Here is an 18,894-nt window from a genome sequence, read left to right on the forward strand (position 1 = left end):
CATCCCGGCCACCCCTTCGTCGCGGTACCTGGCCGCCCATTTCGCTGCCGTCTTCCAGGACACGTCATAGCGTTCGGCCGCTCGTGCCGGTGGCCAACCATGGTCAACGATCAAGCGGGCCAGCCGCAACCGGGCACGTGGAGTCAGAGCAGCGTTCGAGTGGGTAGCGTGGGACATGAAGACCTCCTGGGTGAAGCGGTTTCTTAGACAGCTCCACTTCACACCGGGAGGTCTTCACCCATCCACCACCTCAGACCGTGTCGTCACACAATCTCGACCAACGTGCCTGGACATCACAGCTAGCCGCCCGCGCAGGGAGCTGCCGAGGGAGGAGCCCACCAGCAGGCCGAGAGAGATGGCGATGACGACCCCGAGCACGCCCAGGGCGACGTCGGTGGCCGACTCGCGACCCGCCGCGAGTTCGGTCACACCCACGAGGCCTAGGCTTCCGGGCACGAGCAGCCAGAACGCCGGCAGGAAGAGCACAAGGCGTGCCAGCTGCGGTCGTCGGAGCTCTACCACGCTCGCCCCGAGGCTGGCCGCGATCGCCCCGAGGAAGCCGCCAAGGCCGATCGAGCCGAGCTGTTGCCCGGCGACCTGGGCGCCGAAGGCCAGGCTCAGCACGAGCAGGACCCAGCCCTGCATCCGCAGCGGCACGCCCTCCATCAGGCAGATGCTTAACCCGATGAGCAGCAGGCCGACAGGCGCACCGCTCCACCCGATCTCGTCGACCCGCAGGTTGGTCAGGGTCGCGGCTGGCACCCGCAGCAGGGCGGTAGCCATGAGCAGTCCCAGCGCGAACAACCCAAGCTGTACCAGGCCGTAGGTGAGCCTGGCCGACCCAGCCTGCATGTGTCCGGCGGCGAGCTCTGACATGCCGTTGACGACCAGCGCGCCGGGGAGCAGGACCGCCAGTGGCGGCAGGACGGTGCGCAAGGGACCCTCCAGCAGTCCTGCGTTGGCGGCGCCGAAGACGGCCAGGGAGACCACGAAGGCGGCAAGTGTCGGCAGCAGCGCCTTCACCAATTGGTACCGCTCCGCTAGCTGGACGAGCATGAACACGATGACTGCCCCCACCGCGGCCGCGGCGATGTTGGCCCAGCCGGGTTGCAGGATCAGTGCAATACCGACGGCGAGCACTGGCCAGGCCAGGGCGACCAACCACTGCGGGTGCCCGACACCGCGACGCGCAACCGCCGCGAGCTGCTCGCGGGCGGCGCCGGGCGCGAGCTCGCCCCGGATCAGTTGGTAGCGGATTCGGCGTACGCTCGCGGACTGGTGGAGGCGCATACCGGGTGGAGCCGACCGATACGTTGAGGGACCCCCTTCGGTGAGGGTGACGATTAGGCCCGTGGGACCGACTGCTGTCTGAATGTCGGGGTAGCCCAGTTGGAGGCCGACCTCGGCGAGCTCCTCTTCGATCTCCTGCGCCGGTTGTCCGGTCGCGATCATGGCGGTGCCGAGGTGGGCCAGCAGCGCGCGGGTCTCGGTTGCGTGGGCGTCGTCAGCGGTACTGGATGGGGGCATCACGGCTCAGCGCGCGCGGACAGGCGTGACTGGGACAGGCCTGCCGGTCCTGGTAATACCCGCGCGGTTCGATACCCGGAGTCGGCCGCTTCTGCATGTGCTTGCGTCTGCGCCTTTCCATGCGAGTCCTCATAGCTATCCGCTGCCAGGTGTCCCGTCATGCTCGTCATCATGTCAAGGCAGACGACCACCCAGCATCAACGCGGTGCAAGCGGCGAAAAGGGGTCACGCACCAATTCGCGCAGCCGGCATTCGAACATGCCCGGCGGCTGCTAAATCGAGATTCACAGAGGACGGCCATCTCCGGTATGTGAGCTGGGAGGCTCAGCCCCGCACGGCGGTGACCACGACGAAGCGGCCAGTGCTCATGAAGGCGTCTGGGGATTCGTTGCCGTCTTCGAGGATCTTCAGCATCCGGGCGCGGGCCAACTCGCCCTGGCCTAATCGATGAAGAACCCCGATCCCCATCACGGCCATGGGGTGCGTGCTGGCGCTCTCCATGTAGGCCTCTGGCGACGGCGCTGTGAACGCGAGCTCGTGCGGTTCGGTCGTGACGGTCATGTCGTGGGTCGCGAAGAGCGTCGCGAGCGCCGTGCTGTCGTGCCACGCGAAGGGCGGCGGCGGTGCCGGGGCGCCCAACGCCGCGCGGACCATCGCCCCCGCGGCCTGGTTCATCTGGCCGATCGCTCCGCCCGGCAGCCACGCAGTGAAGGTGATTCGCCCTTCTGGCGCCAGCACCCGGACCATCTCCTTGGCCGCGGCAACGGGATCGGGACAGAAGATCACACCGAAGTTCGACAGCACGGCGTTGACGGCACCTTCGGGTAACGGCAGCGACGCGGCCTCCCCGGAAAGGAACTCGATGTCCAGCCGCTCGTCCGCAGCTTGAGTGCGGGCGACCTGAAGGAGGCGGGCCGCCGGGTCCACCGCTAGCGTGACCGCGCCAGCGCGGGCCGCCATCAGCGCCACGGTTCCAGTCCCACAGCCTAGGTCGAGGACGCGCTCTCCCGGTACGAGATGGGCCGCTGCGACCAAGGCCTTCGCGGCCGGCACAAGCGCTGAGGCCGACCGCTCGTACTCGCCCAAGCCCCAGTCGATGGCACCGGGTGTGGACATGGGGCCGATGGTTCCCGCTGGGACGACGTCGGACATCTGTGCTCCCTAAGAGTTACCTCGCAACCTAACACTGGTGCGAGCCCTCAAACGGCCGGTAAAGGGAAGAGCCGCACGGCAGGCGGCGCAGCCAATCTGAGCCGAATCAGCGGCTCCGCGGACGCGCCCTTTCTGGGCGGTATGCAGCACCTTCGGCGTATCAGCCGTCACAAGTGTCAGCGACGGGTGAAGACTGATCACTTATCGACGGGGTGGGTTCTAGTCAACGTCGCAACATGGACTGGCCCTGGGAGGCTAGCAGCGGAGCGAAAAGGTCAGCCGGTGCGCAGTTGTTCAGGACGAGTCTGGGCCGATGGTTGAGCTCGTTCTCGACGGCCAGCAGATGGTTCGGGGAGTGCGTGCTCAGGTCGGTTCCCTTCGGGAAATAGTCGCGCAGCAGCCCGTTCGTGTTCTCGTTGGAGCCCCGCTGCCAGGGCGAGTGGCTGTCGCAGAAGTAGACCGGCGCACCGAGAGATTTGGCGATGGTGAGGTGACGGGCCATCTCCGTGCCCTGGTCCCAGGTGATCGACTGCAGTAGGTGAGCCGGCAGATCACCCATTCGGTGCTTCAACGCATCGTGGAGGCTGTCGCCGTCGCGCTGGGGCAGATGCAGCAACCGGACGAGGCGCGTCTTTCGCTCCACGAGCGTGCCGATCGCCGAGCGCTGGTCCTTGCCAATGATGAGGTCGCCCTCCCAGTGCCCGGCCTCGGAACGGTCCTCGGGCAGGAACGGGCGCTGATGGATCGTGAGCATTGGCTGCTCGAACCTCGGGCGACGCCGCTCGACCCGTTGATGCGCACGCCGGTGATCGCGGCCGGTGCGCAGGGGCGAACGGTGATGCGGGGCCAACCGTGATGGGCGGAACAGCACTGATCCGGGCTGGTAGACGGCCTGATAGATGCTCTCGTGGCACAACCGCATCGACGAGTCGTGTGGAAATCGGCCCCTCAGGTACCGGCTGATCTGCTGCGGGCTCCACCGCTGCGCCAGCAGGTGGGCCACGACATCTCGCAGCTCCTGGTTGAGTGGCGTCCGCGAGAGTGGTGTACGGATCCCGGTGGCGTGTCGCTGCGGAAGTAGGTGACGGTCATCGGGTGATCCTTCGAGTGATCTCTCACAACCGACTCGAAGAAGGACACCACGATGACCGTCCCGCCAAGTATCGACCCATCCCGGCTCCTCGAAGAGCAGCTCGCCCAGGCGTCGCCGGACCTGTTGCGTGAGCTGTTGACCACGTTCGTGAACACGCTGATGTCGGCCGAGGCCGACGCCGTGTGCGGCGCCGCGTACGGGCAGGTCAGCCCGGAGCGGACCAACCGGCGCAACGGGTACCGGGCTCGGGAGTTCGATACCCGGACCGGCACCCTGGACCTGGCCGTGCCGAAACTGCGGACCGGAACGTACTTCCCGGAGTGGCTGCTGGAGCGGCGCAAGCGTGCCGAACGGGCCCTGACATCGGTGGTGGCGACCTGCTACCTGCTCGGGGTCTCCACCCGGCGGATGGACAAGCTGGTCCAGTCGTTGGGAATCACGACGCTGTCCAAGTCGCAGGTGTCGGAGATGGCCAAGGACCTCGACGGCCACGTCGAGCAGTTCCGCACCCGTCGGCTGGAGGACGCCGGATCGTTCACCTTCCTGGCGGCCGACGCGTTGGTGCTCAAGGTCCGCGAAGGCGGCCGCGTCGTCGGGGTGCACGCCCTGGTGGCCACCGGCGTCAACGCCGACGGGCACCGCGAGATCCTGGGCCTGCACGTCACCACGGCCGAGGACGGAGCCGGCTGGCTGGGCTTCTTCCGCGACCTGGTCGCCCGCGGCCTGGGTGGGGTCAAGCTGGTCACCTCCGACGCCCACGCAGGGCTCGTCGCGGCGATCACGGCGACGCTGCCAGGAGCTGGGTGGCAACGGTGCAGGACTCACTACGCGGCGAACCTGATGTCGACCACCCCGAAGAGCTCCTGGGGATGGGTCAAGGCGCTGCTGCACTCGATCTACGACCAGCCCGACACCGACGCGGTGCACGCCCAGTTCGACCGCGTCGTCGACGCCCTGAGCGGCAAGCTTCCCGCGGTCGCCGAGCACCTCCAGGCGGCCCGCGCCGACATCCTGGCGTTCACCGCGTTTCCCAAGGAGATCTGGCGCCAGATCTGGTCCAACAACCCGAACGAGCGGCTCAATCGAGAGATTCGTCGCCGCACCGACGTCGTTGGCATCTTCCCCGACCGCAACGCGATCATCCGCCTGGTCGGCGCCGTCCTGGCCGAACAACACGACGAATGGGCCGAAGGCCGCCGCTACCTCGGACTCGACGTCCTCGCCCGGTCGCAAGCCGTCACCCACCCCAGCGAGCAGGAGGTGACCGACCAACTGACCCTGCAGGCCATCACGGCCTGAACAACAACGACGAGGGATCAAACCTCGTACACCACCTCAGCGGACTTGACCCCTGGTTGGTCTCCAGGCGGCGCCGGTGATGGCGGGCACGCCGGGCGGTCGCCCTACGGTGAGCCTCGAACGGCCGGTAACCACCGCGGCCGGTCGCGTTGCGGCGCAGCTCGCGCGAGATCGTCGAGGGCGCCCGACCGAGCCGGTGCGCGATCTGACGGATGCTCAGCCCTGCACGTCGCAGGTCGGCGATCTCGATCCGCTCATCCTCGGACAAGAAACGCGCACTGACCTCGCGAACAGCGAGCCGGTCCAGCGCGGGCACGAACCCAACGAGAACACCGTTGCGGTACGTCTTGTAGCCACGCGCCCAGTTGTTGCCCGCAGTGCGCGAAGCGCCAACCTCCCGAGCCGCCGCCCGGATGCTCCACCCGCGCGCCCGGAGTTCCATGAACGGCTGCCGCTTGGCCGACTGTGGGCGCCGCCCCGGCCCCTTCTTCACACGACGCATAGATGTCAACACGACCTCCAAGAATGTCGGAAGTGTTGCGACCGTCGCTGGAAACCACCCCGTCGCGAAAGGGTCCGATTTCAGCCGTCGTTGACAACAAGTGAGTCGAGCCGGGTTGTGCCTTTCAAGACAGGTCGGGGCGGAGGAACGCTCTGCCCTCAATCTGCCCTCACCAGCACCGGAATCAACCGGGATCGTCCACAGTGGACTCGAGGCCGATCGGCACTGTTTGTGCAGGTCAGAGCCCATGTACGCCGAAGGACCGCAATGCTTCGAAGAGCGCGTCAACGTTCCGCTTCAACGTCTGACACACGCCTAGCGGCGAAGCCACCGCTTCTTGGTGGGCGGGGCATCGGTCGTGACGGGAGGTGGGGTCTCGTAGTCTGCGGCACTGTTCTCGAAATCTTCGGCGCTGCCTTCAGTCGCGACCAAGTGCAGGCTGATGAAGTAGCCGGACGACTGGTCTCCGGTGACGGACTCGAGCTCGACGTGACCGTCCTCGGCGAGGAAGTTGAACACATCCAGACCGGGGAGACGCAGCTCCGAGATCCACACCGCCTCGAGGAAGCTGGACACCTGACGCTCGGGGGTGCCGGGACGGTAGCGGACCAAGGCGATCAGCAGCCGCTCGGGGTCCTCCGTGACCTCCACCTCGACCTGGGCGAACATGACGCTCGACACCAGTCGTTGACGGAGCCTGGACGCAGCAGCGTCGATGAGTGCGCCGGACGCCGGCGGCAGGTTGGTCGTCAGCCCGGCCCTGAGTCGCACGAATTCGGGGCGGTCCACGCAGGTGAGACTGCCCGACGAAGATCGAATCGGCAACCGGCCACGCCCAGCTTGTTGATCGGGGCGTGCCTGCCTCCGCCACGAGCGGCAGTCTCGCGCGTACGCTGATGGAACGACAGCCGGCCAGACTTGGCCGGCCGGCGTGAGACGAGCAGCTCGGGAGAGGGCGACGATGAAGGTTCTCGTTGTCGAGGACGATCTGGATATCCAAGAGCTTGTCGTCAGCCTCCTGAGTCGCGCCGGCTACGGCGTAGTGGCCGAGAACAACGGCGAGTCAGGACTGGCCGCCGCGCTGACACAGCAACCGGATCTGGTGGTCCTGGACTGGATGATGCCCGGGCTGACCGGCCTCGAGGTCTGCCGGGCCATGCGTGCGGACCCTCGGGGGAAGACCATCGCGGTGTTGATGCTCACGTCCAAAGCCCAGGAGGCCGACATCGACCAGGCATTCACGGTGGGCGCCGACGACTACATGGTCAAGCCGTTTCGGGGGCGCGAGCTGGTCAGTCGTGTCAATGCGCTGACAGCCAAGGCCAGGCGCTTCGAGACGCCGAGTGCTGAGGAGCACTGAACGTCGCGCGACCTCGTAGTGCGCCCCCTCGACCAGGGGGATGGGGAGGGGACGCACGTGGCACGAATCGTCCCACTACTTCTGGATGGCGTACATGCCTAGTAGTGGTCATTGCCGGCTGGTCGGGAGGGGGGCATCCTTGGCGGTGGGTAGAGGCGCCCCACGCCGGAGGGGATCGGGGGAAGGCGTGGGCGCCTCGCCGTAGGCAGGCACCTCAGACGTCCCCCGGTCGGCCGATGGGCGGCCATCATCGCTGGTCAGCAGCGTCGCGGGTCGACATCTCGCCCGGATGCTTTCGGTGTGGCAGCCGGTGCTCGGCGGGTTTGGGCAGTAGACCAAGCAGGTGAGCACACAGATCCACCGCAAGCAGCACCCCGGGGAGGTCCGTCTCCCGGCGGCGCTGGCAGTCCTCGTAGCCATCAGCCTCTACGCAGCTTTGCCTGCGGGACTGGTGCTCGGCCCACGCCTTGCCGTGCCCTTTCTCGAGGCGGTCCTGTTCATCCCTCTGGTGGCGGCCAACCCCCGCCGGATGACTCGGGACAACCGCTGGCTGCGGAGGGTGTCGATCTCGCTGGTGCTGCTGATCGCCGTGGCGAACGCAGCCTCCTTGGTCCTGCTCGTCCGAGCCCTGGTGAGCGGTGGCGCCGAGGACGGACCTGGCCTGCTGCTCGCCGCCGGCCAGGTGTGGCTGACCAACGTCCTGGTGTTCGCCCTCGCCTTCTGGGAGCTCGACCGCGGTGGTCCGGTCAAGCGCACGCAGACCGCACGCCCCGGCCTCCCGGTCGCCGACTTCCGCTTCCCCCAGGACGAGGATCACGACGCGATCTTCGAGGTGGCCGCCCGCTCAGCGGCCAAGTCGGGGTGGGTGCCGGGGTTCGTCGACTACCTCTACGTCTCGGTGACGAACTCGTCGGCCTTCAGCCCGACCGACACCATGCCACTCTCGCCGCGCGCCAAGATGCTGATGGCGCTCGAGTCCATCTCAGCGCTGATGCTGTCGGTCCTGGTCATCTCGCGCGGGGTCAGCCTGCTCAAGTAGCAGGCGCATCCGAGGCGCTCAACACGCCGGGAGAGCCGCCTGCGCGGGACGGGCGAGCCCGGGGTCGTCTGTTTGGGCGGGGTTGTCCGGTTCGGTGAACACCGAGCCGATGCCGCCCTAGCGTGGCCGCGTCGCCGAGTGAAAGTGCCTGTCCCGCCTCATGATCCGCTGTCCCGACCTCCACTGGCCCGCTGTCGCCGGGTCCTTGCTGGTGGTCATGACCGTGGCGGGCTGCGTCCCGGCGAACGCCGACCCTGTCGACCACGCGTCACCCACGACCTCCACCGCGACGTCCACCGCCGGCGCGAAAGCCCCGGAGTCCCCCTCGCACTCGGCAACCTCCGGCCCGTCGACCACTCTGGTGCCAAGCCCCGGCGCGACCGCCACCACGAGGCAACCGGCGCCCACGCCCAACCCCACCCCGCCGATCCGCCCCGGCACCGCAGTCACCACCTTGGCGACGCTCACCATCAAGGGTCGTGCGCCCAAGACGGGCTACGACCGCGCCCTCTTCGGCCAGGCCTGGGCCGACGTCGACCGCAACGGCTGCGACACCCGCAACGACATCCTGCGGCGCGACCTGACCCGCTACACCCTCAAGTCAGGCACGCACGGCTGCCTCGTCCTCAAGGGGACCCTCGACGACCCCTACACGGGCACCAGGATCAGCTTCGTCCGCGGGCCGGCCACGTCGAACGCCGTCCAGATCGACCACGTCGTGGCCCTCTCCGACGCGTGGCAGAAGGGCGCCCAGCGGATGTCGCAGACCCAGCGGACCGCGTTCGCCAACGACCCGCTCAACCTGCTGGCGGTCGACGGGCCCACCAACCTGCGCAAGGGCGACGGAGACGCAGCCACCTGGCTGCCGCCGCGCAAGGCGGGTCGCTGTGCCTACGTCGCCAGGCAGATCGCCGTGAAGCACCGCTACGGGCTGTCGGTCACTGCCGCCGAGCGGGACGCGATGGTGCGGGTGCTCACCGCATGCCCGGGTCAGGCACTTCCCAAAGCCGGCGTGATCGCCCTCGGTGGGGGTCGCGAGCAGGCCGCCACGACCCCCACCCAGCCAGCGCCCACGACCCCCAAGCCCTCCACCTCGAGCGGCACCGACCCCCGGTTCGGTACCTGCCGCGAGGCCAACGCCGCCGGCTACGGCCCCTACCGACGCGGCGCAGATCCCGAGTACGACTGGTACCAGGACCGCGACCACGACGGGCTCGCCTGCGAACGGTAGGCAGGAAAAGGCGGCCGGCCTCGCGGCGGGTTCTGGCAGATTGGGGCCATGACCGTCTCGGTGCCCCCGGGTTGTCGCGTGTGGGTCCTGCTCGAGGGAGCCAGCGACGTCGCGGCGCTGCGCGTGGTGGCTACCCGCGCCGGAGTCAGCCTGGCTGCGCAGGGAGTCCACCTGGTCGACATGCATGGCGCCACGAACATCCGCCGCCACCTGCTCGCGTCGGCCGAGGCCGATGCCAGCCCCCGCGTGCTGGGCATGTGCGACGCGCCTGAAGCGCCCTACTTCGTCCGCGCCCTGCGCCGAGTCGGGTGCGCCGTCGAGTCGGCCGACGAGCTGCGGTGGTGGGGCTTCCAGGTCTGCGAGCGCGACCTCGAGGACGAGCTGATGCGAGACCTGGGCGAGCAGGGGATCCGCGACGTGCTGGAGGGGCTCGGCCTGACCCAGCGGTTCTCGATGCTCACCCAGCAACCGGCCTGGGTGTCGGGGACCTTCCACGAACAGGTCCACCGGTTCGCCGGCGCCGCGTCGGGTCGCAAGGAGCTGATGGCGGCCGCGATGGCGCAGGCCCTCGACCTGGATGCCCTCCCGAAGCCGCTCGCGGGCCTGCTCGACGCCATCTCCCGACCCGGGCCCACCTTCGAGGAGCTCCGAAGAGGCACACCCGACCCCTGAGGTTCACGTCCACAGCATCCCCACAGCGGCGGCATGCCGACGGTTGAGCGCCCACCGCCACGGTGGAGTCATGACCACCACCGCCGCCGCCCTCCGCCCCTTGTCCGCCTCGTTCGCCGCTCCGGGCGCCCCGTCGCGAGGTCAGCGCGGCCACCGGCTCGCCGCCGCCGCCCTTGTCCTGGCCGCCCTGTCCATCCCCGTCACCGGTGCGGGCAGCGCCCTCGGCGCGACGCACGCGCCGGCCCAGGCCAAGGTCGCCGCGGTCGCCGATGCGGTCATCGGTGCGGTCGCGACGGGCAAGCACCACGTGTGACTGCCGAGGTATGCCGCGTGCTCACCCCGTGGTTGACGGCCGAACGTGCACCTCGGTCACCGCGTGGCGCGCGACGGCCGCGACCTCGATCGTCCAGCTGCCCACCTCCACGACGTCGCCGGGCCGCTCTGGCACCCGACCGAGCACCTTGAGCACCAGGCCCGCGACCGTCGAGTAGTCGGCGGAGGCGGACAGGCCTAGGTCGACGTCGAGGTCGGTGAGGTCGTGGACGGGGAAGGTGCCCGGAAGGGTCAGGGTGCCGTCGGCCGTCCGCTTCGCCGCGGCAAGGTCGGGGTCGGTCTCGTCCCAGATCTCGCCCACGATCTCCTCGAGTAGGTCCTCCAGCGTCACGATCCCGTCGACCGAGCCGTGCTCGTCGACGACGATGGCCATCTGTTGGCGCTCCTCACGGAACCGTCGCAAGGCCTCGGACAACCGCACCGTGTCGGGCAGCATGAGGGCGGGCTGGACCCGGGTGCCGACCAGCTCGTCGTCACCGTCGACCACCGTCCCCCAGTGCACGACCCCGAGGACGCGGTCGAGGTGGTGCCCCACGGTGACGGGCACCCGGGAGTGGCCGGCTGAGGCCATCGCCGCTCGCGCCTGCGCGACGGGCAGGTCGCTGGGCAGCGAGAACACCGACCCTCGTGGCACGAGGACGTGGCGTACCAGGCGCTCGTGCAGGTCGAGGGCACCGCTGATGATGTCCCGCTGCTCGGCGTCCAGACCGGGGTTGCTGGTGACGAGGTCGCGCAGCTCCTCGGCCGAGATGTCCTCCGGGGTCGTCTCGGACCGTCCGCCGAGCAGCCGCACGACCAGGTCGGTGGACGCGCTCAGCACCGCCACGGCCGGCCGGGAGAGGGTCGAGAGGAGGTCGAGAGGCCGCGCGACGGCCAGCGCCCAGGGCAGCGCCAGCTGCATCGCGAGCCGCTTTGGTGCGAGCTCACCGAGCACGAGGGTGAAGAAGGCCAGCACGAGGGTCACTGCGGCAACGACCACCGGCTCGGCTGCGGACCCGAGGAACGCCAGTCGTGGCACGAGAGGTTCGGCCAGCGACACGGCTGCGGTCGCGGACGCGAGGAACCCCGCAAGCGTGATGCCGATCTGGATCGTCGCGAGGAAGCGGTTGGGGTCGCGGGCGAGCCGCACCAGCCGCTGGCCGCGCGCGCCGCCGGCACGATCGAGCTGGCGCAGCTGCCCTTCGCGGAGGGAGACCAAGGCCATCTCGCTTCCCGCGAAGACGGCGTTGAGGAGCACGAGTGCTCCGACGAGGGCAATGTCGAGCCAATAGCCGGACATGGCTGGGTGGATCACCGGTCCTTGGGGAGGGGCATGAGTCGTGGCAACGTCCCGGCCACCACCCAAGTTCCGGTGCGGTCAGACCTGGGTGCCCACCAGCGCGCCGATGCCGTACGTCACCAGCATCGCCAGCACCCCGCCTGCCACGTTGCGAAGCACCGCGGGTCGCACCGGAGCCTTGCCGAGCCGAGCGCTGCCCCACCCCGTGAACGCCAAGGCCATGACCACGGACGCAGCAGTGACCCAGATGCGCGCGCTGGCCGGGGGCAGCAGGATCGCCAGCAGGGGCAGCAGCGCCCCGAGGGTGAAGGCCGACATCGAGGCCCACGCCGCGTGCCACGGGTTGGTCAGCTGGTCGGGGTCGATGCCCAGCTCGGCCTCGGCGTGCGCGCCCAGGGCGTCGTGGGCGGTGAGCTGGCGGGCCACCTCTGCGGCGAGGTCGGCGGTGAGTCCCTTGTCCTGGTAGATCTGGGTCAACTCGTCGAGCTCGGCCTCGGGCATGTCCCGCAGCTCGCCTCGCTCCTTGTCCAGCAGCGCCTGCTCGGTGTCGCGCTGCGTGCTGACCGAGACGTACTCACCCGCGGCCATGCTCATCGCGCCGGCGGCGAGACCGGCGATGCCTGCAGTGGCGATGGTGGAGCGTTCGACGGTCGCGGCCGCGACCCCGATGACGATCCCAGCCGTGGAGACGATGCCGTCGTTGGCTCCGAGGACACCGGCCCGCAGCCAGTTGAGCCTCGCGCCGATGCCTTGCCCATGGACCTCACCTTCGTGCGGCTCCACCTCGGCCGGGCGCACCTCAGCCACCGGTGGTCGCCCCGAACCGTGTCGAGGCCTGCGCCACCCGGTGGGCCAGCTCGACGTCCAGCTGGGTCAGCCCACCCTCGGAGTGGGTGGACAGCACGAACTTCACTGTCCGCCAACGGATGTCGATGTCCGGGTGGTGCCCCATGTCCTCGGCCTCGATGGCGACCTCGTCCACCAGCCGGATCGCGGTGGGGAAGTCGGGAGCCTCGTAGCTCGCCGAGATCTCGTCACCGTCGCGCGTCCACCCGGGCAGGTCGCCCAGCTGGCGCTCGATCTCCTCGTCGGTCAGCAGTCGGCTCATGCGTCCCACTCTGGCAAGGAAGTCCGGCGATGTCACCGAAGCCCAACCTCACCTCACCACCCACGACGCCACACAGGTATGCCGCGTGCGCAGCTGCGCACGCGGCATACCGAGTCCTTGTGGTGCAGCAGGCGTCAGAAGCCGCCGCCCGAGTTACCCTGCGTCGGGTGACTCATGGCCTCTGTCACGGTGGCCGGGCCCATGAAGTCGGTGTCGCCACCGCGGTCGCTCTGGCTGGTGAGCTGGGCCTTGACCGCGTGCATCTTCAGCTCGCCTGAGGCGATCTGCTCGGCGAAGTGGCAGGCCACCCGGTGGCTGGCCGGGACACCGTCGACGGTGAGGACCCGCAGCTCGGGGCGCTCGGTGTCGCACTTCGTCTCCTGCTTCCAGGGGCAGCGGGTGTGGAAGCGGCAGCCCTTGGGCGGGTTGGCGGGTGAGGGCAGGTCGCCGGTCAGCAGGATGCGTTCGCGGCGGTCCTCGATGATCGGGTCGGGCACCGGCACCGCCGACATCAGTGCGCGGGTGTAGGGGTGCAGCGGCTTGGTGTAGAGGTCCTCTGCGTCCGACTCCTCGACGAGGGCGCCGAGGTACATGACCCCGATCCGGTCGCTGATGTGCCGCACCACGGCGAGGTCGTGCGCCACCACGAGGTAGGTCAGCCCGAACTCGTTCTGCAGCTCCTCGAGCAGGTTGATGACCTGCGCCTGGACCGACACGTCGAGGGCCGAGACCGGTTCGTCGGCGACGATGAGCTTGGGGTTGACAGACAGGGCCCGGGCGATGCCGATGCGCTGTCGCTGGCCACCGGAGAACTCGTGCGGGTACTTCTTCAGCGCGGCCACCGGGAGTCCGACGGCCTTGAGCAGGTCGCGCAACCGGGTGGCCGCCTGCTTGGCGTCCTTCGTGAGCCCATGCGCCTTCATGCCCTCGAGCAGCAAGGACTCGACGGTCTGCCGGGGGTCCAGGCTGCCCATCGGGTCCTGGAACACCATCTGGATGTCCTGGCGCTTGTGCCGCAGCTCCTCGCCCTTGAGCGAGGCGATGTCGACCCCGTCGAACTCCACGGATCCTGCGGTGGGTGGCTCGAGGTTGAGGATCGCGCGACCCAGGGTGGACTTGCCGCAGCCGGACTCGCCGACCAGGCCGTAGGTCTCGCCCTTGCGGATCTGCATGTCGACGCCGTCGACGGCGTAGACGTGTCCGACGGTCTTGTCGAAGATCACGCCCTTGCGGATGGGGAAGTGGACCTTCACTCCCTTGACGTCCACCAGGATCTCGTCGCTGACGGTCATCGGGTCACCTCCACGGGGTTGTGGCAGCGGAGGGCACGTGAGCCGTCCTCCACGAACTCGGGCGTCCGGGTCACGCAGACGTCGATCGGTTGCGAGCACCGGGGGGCGAACGCACACGCGTTGGCCCACGGCAGGTTGTCGGACACCGAACCCGGGATGGGGGTGAGGCGCTCTCCCCGTGCCCCGTCCAGGCGGGGGATCGAGGCGAGCAGTCCGTGCGTGTACGGATGGCGGGGTTCGGCGAAGAGCGGGTGGCGGTCGCCGCGCTCGACGATGCGACCGGCATAGAGCACGTTGACCCGGTCCACGAGCCCGGCGACGACACCGAGGTCGTGGGTGATCATGACGAGCGCGGTGCCGGTGTCCTCGACGAGCTCCTTGAGCAGCGCCAGGATCTGCGCCTGGATCGTCACGTCGAGGGCGGTCGTCGGCTCGTCGGCGATGAGCAGGCGAGGTGCGCAAGCCAGCGCCATGGCGATCAGGGCACGCTGGCGCATGCCTCCGGACAGCTGGTGGGGGTAGTCCTTGAGGCGGCGGGTCGGGTCGGGGATGCCGACCTTCTCCAGCATCTCGCGAGCCAGTGGCGTGGCCGCCTTGCGCGACAACCCCTTGTGGCGCTCGAGGACCTCGGTCACCTGCAGGCCGATCGGCACGACTGGGTTCAGCGAGGACAGCGGGTCCTGGAAGATCATGCCCAGGTCGCGGCCACGCCGGTCCCGCATCTGCTCCTTGGTCTGGGTGAGCAGGTTGGCGCCGCCGTAGAGGACCTCGCCCTCGACGCGGACACCGCGATCGGGAAGCAGCCCCATGATGGCGAGCGAGGTCACCGACTTGCCGCAGCCGGACTCGCCGACCAGGCCCACGGTCTGGCCCGGACGGACGTCGAAGCTGACTCCGTCGACGGCCACGAACGGCTCCTCACCCTGTCGGGTGAAGGTGACCGTCAGGTCGCGCACGGACAGGAGGGGTTCCTCGCTGTGACCGCGGGTCTGGACGTTCTCGATGGTCTCGGTCATGTCGCCCTATCTCCTGCTCTTGGGGTCGAGGGCCTCGCGCAGCGACTCACCCATCAGGGTGAAGCCGAGCGCCACGGTGATGATGCACAGGGCCGGCCAGACCGCGAGAGCAGGGTTGTCGAAGATGTTGTTCTGCGCCTTGCCCAGCATCTGTCCCCACTCCGGCTTGCGGTCGTCGGGGTTGCCCAGGCCGAGGAAGGACAGCGCCGCTGCATCGATGATGGCGCCGGCGATGACCAGGGTGGCCTGCACGATGACCGGGCCGAGCGAGTTCGGCAGCATGTGCCGGAACACGATGGCTGACTTCTTGACGCCCAGGGCCCTGGCTGCCAGGACGTGGTCGCTGGACCGCTGCGCCAGCATGGAGCCGCGCAGCAACCGGGCGAAGATCGGCACCTGCACGGTGGCGATGGCGATGATGACGGTCCACTGGCTGGGCCGCGACGCCAGGGCGGCGATGGAGACGGCCAGCAGCAGCGACGGGATCGAGAGCATCACGTCGACGATGCGCATCACCAGGGAGTCCACCCAGCCGCTGAAGGCACCGGCGAGGATGCCGAGCGACAGCCCGCCGGCGAGGCCGAACAGGGTGGCGAAGACGCCGACGATGAGGGTCTGGCGGCTGCCCACGATGAGCCGGGACAGCACGTCCCGGCCGGAGGTGTCCGCTCCGAGGGGGTAGCCGGGCTGCGCTCCCGGAACCGGGTTGGACTGCGGACGCACCTGGTCGAGCAGCAGTCCCTTGCTGGGGTCGTGCGGGGCGATGAGCGGGGCGAAGATGGCCAGCAGGATGAACAGGAGCGTGATGCCGGCGCCGAGCAGGAAGACCGGGTTGCGCCGCAGCCGCCGCCAGGCGCTCGCGATGAGCGAGACACCGGTGCTCTCCTCGATGTGGCCGGCGTCATCGACGGTGAGCACAGCCGCGCCGCCACCTGCCTGGGCAGCCAGGTCGTCGATTCGCTGCTTCTTGGCGTTGGGGTTCAAGGGGTTGGGCACCGGGGTCACCTCGTCCGCACTCGGGGGTCGATCACGGCATACGCGATGTCGACGAGAAGGTTGACGATCACGAAGGTGATCGCCGCCATGAGGATGCACACCTGGAGCACCGCATAGTCACGGCGTGTGAACGCGACGGCCACGGCTTCGCCGATGCCGCCCCACGAGAACACCCGCTCGGTCAGCACGGCGCCGACGAGCAGGCCACCGGTCTGGAGGCCGATCGTCGTGACCACCGGGAGGAGGGCGTTGCGCAGGATGTGTCGGCCGCGGATCACCTTGTTGGTCAGGCCTTTGGACTCGGCCGTGCGCACGTAGTCCTCGTCCATCACGTCCAGGACCGAGGCCCTGGTGATGCGGAAGATCACCGCGAACGGGATCGTGGCCAGGGCCAGGCTCGGGAGCAGCAGGTGCTTGAGCGCATCCCAGGCCGCATCCCACTCGCGGGTCAGGATGCCGTCGAGCACGAAGAAGTCCGTGACGCGGGTGGCGTCGATGCTCGAGTCCTGGCGTCCGGACACCGGCAGCCAGTGCAGGTTGATGGCGAAGAAGTACTTGAGCAGGAAGGCCAGGAAGAAGACGGGCACGGCCACCCCGATGAGGGAGCCGACCACCGAGAGGTTGTCGAACCACGACGCGCGCCGCCGGGCGGCCATGTAGCCCAGCGGGATGCCGAGCGCGATCGCAAACAGGAGTGCGAAGAAGCTCAGCTCCAGCGTCGCGGGGAAGCGCTGGATGAAGACCTGCATGGCGTCGACGCCCGGCTGGACGCCGGTGCTCGAGCCGAACTGGCCTGTCGCCGCACGCTTGGCGAACTCCCAGTACTGCACGTAGAGGGGCTGGTCGAGGCCCAGCGCCTTCTCGAGGGCGGCTCGCCGCGCAGGGGTGGCCTTCTCGCCGAGGATGGCGGACACGGTGCCGCCGGGGAGTGACCGCAGCCACAGGAAGACAAGCAGCGACAGGACGAACACCACCCCCACCATCTGCAGCAGCCTTCGCAGGATGAATCTCAGCACGGGGGCTCAATCTCCTTCACTGGCGACTGTCGTCACTGACAGTCGATCATGCACGGCGGTCGTTCGGGTTCGACGGACCTTCATACACGACTGTGGCCGTCCCAGCGATTCTGCTGGGACGGCCACAGTCTTAGGAAGTGCTGTCCGAGGTCAGCCTCAGATCACTTGCTCACCGTCACCGAGGAGAACGTCTCGGCAGTCAGCGGGCTGGCCACGAGACCCTTGAGCTTCTTGCTCACGACCAGGGCCGGCGGGGAGTGGCTGATCGCCAGACCCGGCAGGTCCTGCTCCATGATCTCCTGGTTGAGCTTCTCGTACGCAGCCTTGCGCTGGCCCTCGTCCACGATCGCGTCAGCGGCCGCGAGGTCAGCTGAGAGCTTCGCACCGTACGACGTCGCACTGGTGTGGAAGTCGTTGGTCTTGAGGCCACCGAAGAAGGTGCCGATGAAGTTGTCGGGCGAGTTGTAGTCACCGGTCCAGCCGAGCAACCACGCGTCGAAACCACCGGTGTCGACGGTGTCGAGGTAGCCACCGTTCCACGGCTTGGTGACCACGTTGACCTTGATGCCGACCGCCTCGAGGTCACTGCGGAGCGCCTCGTAGATCTTCTGCGGGTCCGGCATGTACGGACGGGACACCTCGGACGGGTAGGCGAACGTCAGGGTCATGCCCGTGGCGCCGGCCTCCGCAAGCAGCGACTTGGCCTTGGCCGGGTCGTAGGCGTACGGCTTGAGGTCCTTGTTGTAGCCAGCGATGGTGTCCGGCACGAACTGGGTCGCGACCGTTGCGCCCTCGGGCAGCTGGGTCTTGACCAGCTGGTCCCGGTTGAGGGCGTAGTAGAGAGCCTGACGGACCTTGAGGTCCTTCAGCTTCGGGTTCTTGGCCGGGTTGAGGCCCATGTAGAGGATGTTGAACGCGGGACGCACGAGGACGTCGTTGCCCGAGTCCTTCAGGCCCTTCCAGTCGGCCGGGTTCGGGAGGTCGTAGCCGTCGATGCTGCCGGCCTCGAGCTCCTGGCGACGGGTGCTCTCGTCAGGGATGATCTTGAAGACGAGCTTGGCCGTCTTGGCCTTCTCGCCCCAGTAGGCGTCGTTGCGCACGAGCGTGACCGTCTTGTTGGCCTCGTCGTACTTCTCGAGCTTGTAGGGGCCGGTGCCGACCGGGTTCTTCGAGTAGGCCGGGTAACCGAAGCCCTCGCCCTGCTTGGTGACGTTGTTGGCGTCGCCAGCCTTGAGTGCCTTGGGCGACTGCATCGAGAACGAGTCCAGCGACAGAGCGGTCGGGAACTTCGACGTGGGGCGGCTGATCTTGATGACCGCGGTCATGTCGTCCTTGGCCGTGCAGCCCTGGTACAGCGCGTTGGCGGCGTCCGACTTGAACGACCCCATCACGTCTGCCCAGTAACCAGCGGGGCCACCAGCGGCGGTCTCGTTCTGGTCGAACATGCGCTCGAAGTTGTAGCAGACGGCTGCGGCGTTGAACGCCTCGCCGTCCCAGAACTTGACGCCGTCGCGGAGCTTGAAGGTCCACTCCTTGCCGTCGGCCGAGGCTTCCCAGCTGAGGGCCAGCTCCGGCTCGATGTCGGCCGTGCCGGCCTTGATGCCGACGAGGCCTTCCATCATCTGGCGGGTGACCCGGAAGGTCTCACCGTCAGTGGCGTAGAAGGGGTCGAAGAGCTCCGGTGCACCAGCGGCACCGAAGGTGATGGTGTCCTTCACGTCACCGCCGCCGCTTGACGGGTTGTCGGTGGATCGGTCGGACTGGGCACAGGCCGCCAGCGTGAGAGCCAGCGTCGTCGCCAAGGCGATCGGGGCCGCCTTCCGCGTGAGCTTCATGTATTACCTCGCTTGATGTGCGATCTTTGGTCGACCCGGTCGGGCGCCAAGGGTGGTGCTGGTGGTGCTGGTGGTGCAGGGTGGTGCAGTCGCAGAAAGCAGGCGTGCGCAAACCTTCGGCGGTTGTCGGCAGACCCTAGCGAG

Annotated in this window: 18 protein-coding genes and 2 pseudogenes; 6 read left to right on the forward strand and 14 right to left on the reverse strand. The window is 68.4% G+C overall.

The features are described from left to right. The 4 genes and pseudogenes from EAH86_RS11535 to EAH86_RS11550 all read right to left on the reverse strand — a co-directional run. Nucleotides 1-177, reverse strand: a 177-nt coding sequence (locus EAH86_RS11535) for a helix-turn-helix domain-containing protein (RefSeq protein ID WP_170212766.1), incomplete at its 3' end; no start/stop codon positions are given. Nucleotides 178-234: 57 nt separating this feature from the next. Continuing rightward, nucleotides 235-1,527: a threonine/serine ThrE exporter family protein gene (locus EAH86_RS11540; protein ID WP_140740851.1), complete on the reverse strand. Its 1,293-nt coding sequence runs from the start codon at nt 1,525-1,527 to the stop codon at nt 235-237. A 324-nt stretch (nt 1,528-1,851) separates the two neighbouring features. Next, nucleotides 1,852-2,679, reverse strand: a complete 828-nt coding sequence (locus EAH86_RS11545; protein WP_140740853.1) for a class I SAM-dependent methyltransferase — start codon at nt 2,677-2,679, stop codon at nt 1,852-1,854. Between the two features lie 223 nt (nt 2,680-2,902). Beyond that, nucleotides 2,903-3,694: pseudogene (locus EAH86_RS11550) on the reverse strand (IS30 family transposase); the annotation flags it as partial. 129 nt (nt 3,695-3,823) lie between these two features. On the opposite strand from EAH86_RS11550, the gene EAH86_RS11555 reads away from it, so the two are divergent. Beyond that, nucleotides 3,824-5,071: an IS256 family transposase gene (locus EAH86_RS11555; RefSeq protein ID WP_140740855.1), complete on the forward strand. Its 1,248-nt coding sequence runs from the start codon at nt 3,824-3,826 to the stop codon at nt 5,069-5,071. A 55-nt stretch (nt 5,072-5,126) separates the two neighbouring features. On the opposite strand, the pseudogene EAH86_RS21030 reads toward EAH86_RS11555, so the two are convergent. Continuing rightward, a pseudogene (locus tag EAH86_RS21030) lies at nt 5,127-5,573 on the reverse strand (helix-turn-helix domain-containing protein); the annotation flags it as partial. 315 nt (nt 5,574-5,888) lie between these two features. Then, the gene (locus EAH86_RS11565; protein ID WP_140740858.1) at nt 5,889-6,362 is read right to left on the reverse strand and encodes a hypothetical protein; all 474 of its coding nucleotides are present in this window, start codon (nt 6,360-6,362) and stop codon (nt 5,889-5,891) included. 172 nt (nt 6,363-6,534) lie between these two features. Here EAH86_RS11565 and EAH86_RS11570 point away from each other — a divergent pair, with 172 nt between their 5' ends. The 5 genes from EAH86_RS11570 (at nt 6,535) to EAH86_RS11590 (ending at nt 10,188) form a co-directional block, all read left to right on the forward strand. Further along, entirely contained in the window at nt 6,535-6,933 is a 399-nt protein-coding gene (locus tag EAH86_RS11570; protein ID WP_140740860.1) for a response regulator transcription factor, read from the forward strand. A 343-nt stretch (nt 6,934-7,276) separates the two neighbouring features. Then, nucleotides 7,277-7,972, forward strand: a complete 696-nt coding sequence (locus EAH86_RS11575) for a hypothetical protein (protein ID WP_140740862.1) — start codon at nt 7,277-7,279, stop codon at nt 7,970-7,972. Nucleotides 7,973-8,132: 160 nt separating this feature from the next. Next, entirely contained in the window at nt 8,133-9,203 is a 1,071-nt protein-coding gene (locus EAH86_RS11580; RefSeq protein WP_140740864.1) for a GmrSD restriction endonuclease domain-containing protein, read from the forward strand. Nucleotides 9,204-9,251: 48 nt separating this feature from the next. Beyond that, nucleotides 9,252-9,875: a TOPRIM nucleotidyl transferase/hydrolase domain-containing protein gene (locus tag EAH86_RS11585; protein WP_140740866.1), complete on the forward strand. Its 624-nt coding sequence runs from the start codon at nt 9,252-9,254 to the stop codon at nt 9,873-9,875. A gap of 70 nt (nt 9,876-9,945) precedes the next feature. Beyond that, entirely contained in the window at nt 9,946-10,188 is a 243-nt protein-coding gene (locus tag EAH86_RS11590) for a hypothetical protein (protein ID WP_140740868.1), read from the forward strand. Nucleotides 10,189-10,209: 21 nt separating this feature from the next. Here the strand turns inward: EAH86_RS11590 and EAH86_RS11595 are convergent, their stop codons facing one another. From EAH86_RS11595 to EAH86_RS11630, 8 genes are all read right to left on the reverse strand, one after another. Next, nucleotides 10,210-11,487 (reverse strand): hemolysin family protein, encoded by a 1,278-nt coding sequence (locus tag EAH86_RS11595; RefSeq protein WP_140740871.1) that lies wholly within the window; start codon nt 11,485-11,487, stop codon nt 10,210-10,212. 78 nt (nt 11,488-11,565) lie between these two features. Next, entirely contained in the window at nt 11,566-12,294 is a 729-nt protein-coding gene (locus tag EAH86_RS11600; RefSeq protein ID WP_206665820.1) for a VIT1/CCC1 transporter family protein, read from the reverse strand. Then, nucleotides 12,287-12,595 (reverse strand): 4a-hydroxytetrahydrobiopterin dehydratase, encoded by a 309-nt coding sequence (locus EAH86_RS11605; RefSeq protein ID WP_140740873.1) that lies wholly within the window; start codon nt 12,593-12,595, stop codon nt 12,287-12,289. The genes EAH86_RS11600 and EAH86_RS11605 overlap by 8 nt, the downstream gene beginning before the upstream one ends. A 134-nt stretch (nt 12,596-12,729) precedes the next feature. Beyond that, on the reverse strand, nt 12,730-13,887 hold the full coding sequence (locus EAH86_RS11610; RefSeq protein ID WP_140740875.1) for an ABC transporter ATP-binding protein: 1,158 nt from the start codon (nt 13,885-13,887) through the stop codon (nt 12,730-12,732). After that, nucleotides 13,884-14,903, reverse strand: coding sequence for an ABC transporter ATP-binding protein (locus tag EAH86_RS11615; RefSeq protein WP_140740877.1), 1,020 nt, complete (start codon nt 14,901-14,903; stop codon nt 13,884-13,886). The genes EAH86_RS11610 and EAH86_RS11615 overlap by 4 nt, the downstream gene beginning before the upstream one ends. A gap of 6 nt (nt 14,904-14,909) precedes the next feature. After that, nucleotides 14,910-15,908 (reverse strand): ABC transporter permease, encoded by a 999-nt coding sequence (locus EAH86_RS11620; RefSeq protein WP_140740879.1) that lies wholly within the window; start codon nt 15,906-15,908, stop codon nt 14,910-14,912. Beyond that, nucleotides 15,905-16,915, reverse strand: coding sequence for an ABC transporter permease (locus tag EAH86_RS11625; protein ID WP_140740881.1), 1,011 nt, complete (start codon nt 16,913-16,915; stop codon nt 15,905-15,907). The genes EAH86_RS11620 and EAH86_RS11625 overlap by 4 nt, the downstream gene beginning before the upstream one ends. Nucleotides 16,916-17,076: 161 nt before the next feature. Then, nucleotides 17,077-18,750, reverse strand: coding sequence for an ABC transporter substrate-binding protein (locus tag EAH86_RS11630; RefSeq protein WP_140740883.1), 1,674 nt, complete (start codon nt 18,748-18,750; stop codon nt 17,077-17,079). Nucleotides 18,751-18,894 lie beyond the last annotated feature (144 nt).

Source organism: Pedococcus bigeumensis, from assembly GCF_006438965.1.
Lineage (GTDB): Bacteria > Actinomycetota > Actinomycetes > Actinomycetales > Dermatophilaceae > Pedococcus > Pedococcus bigeumensis_A.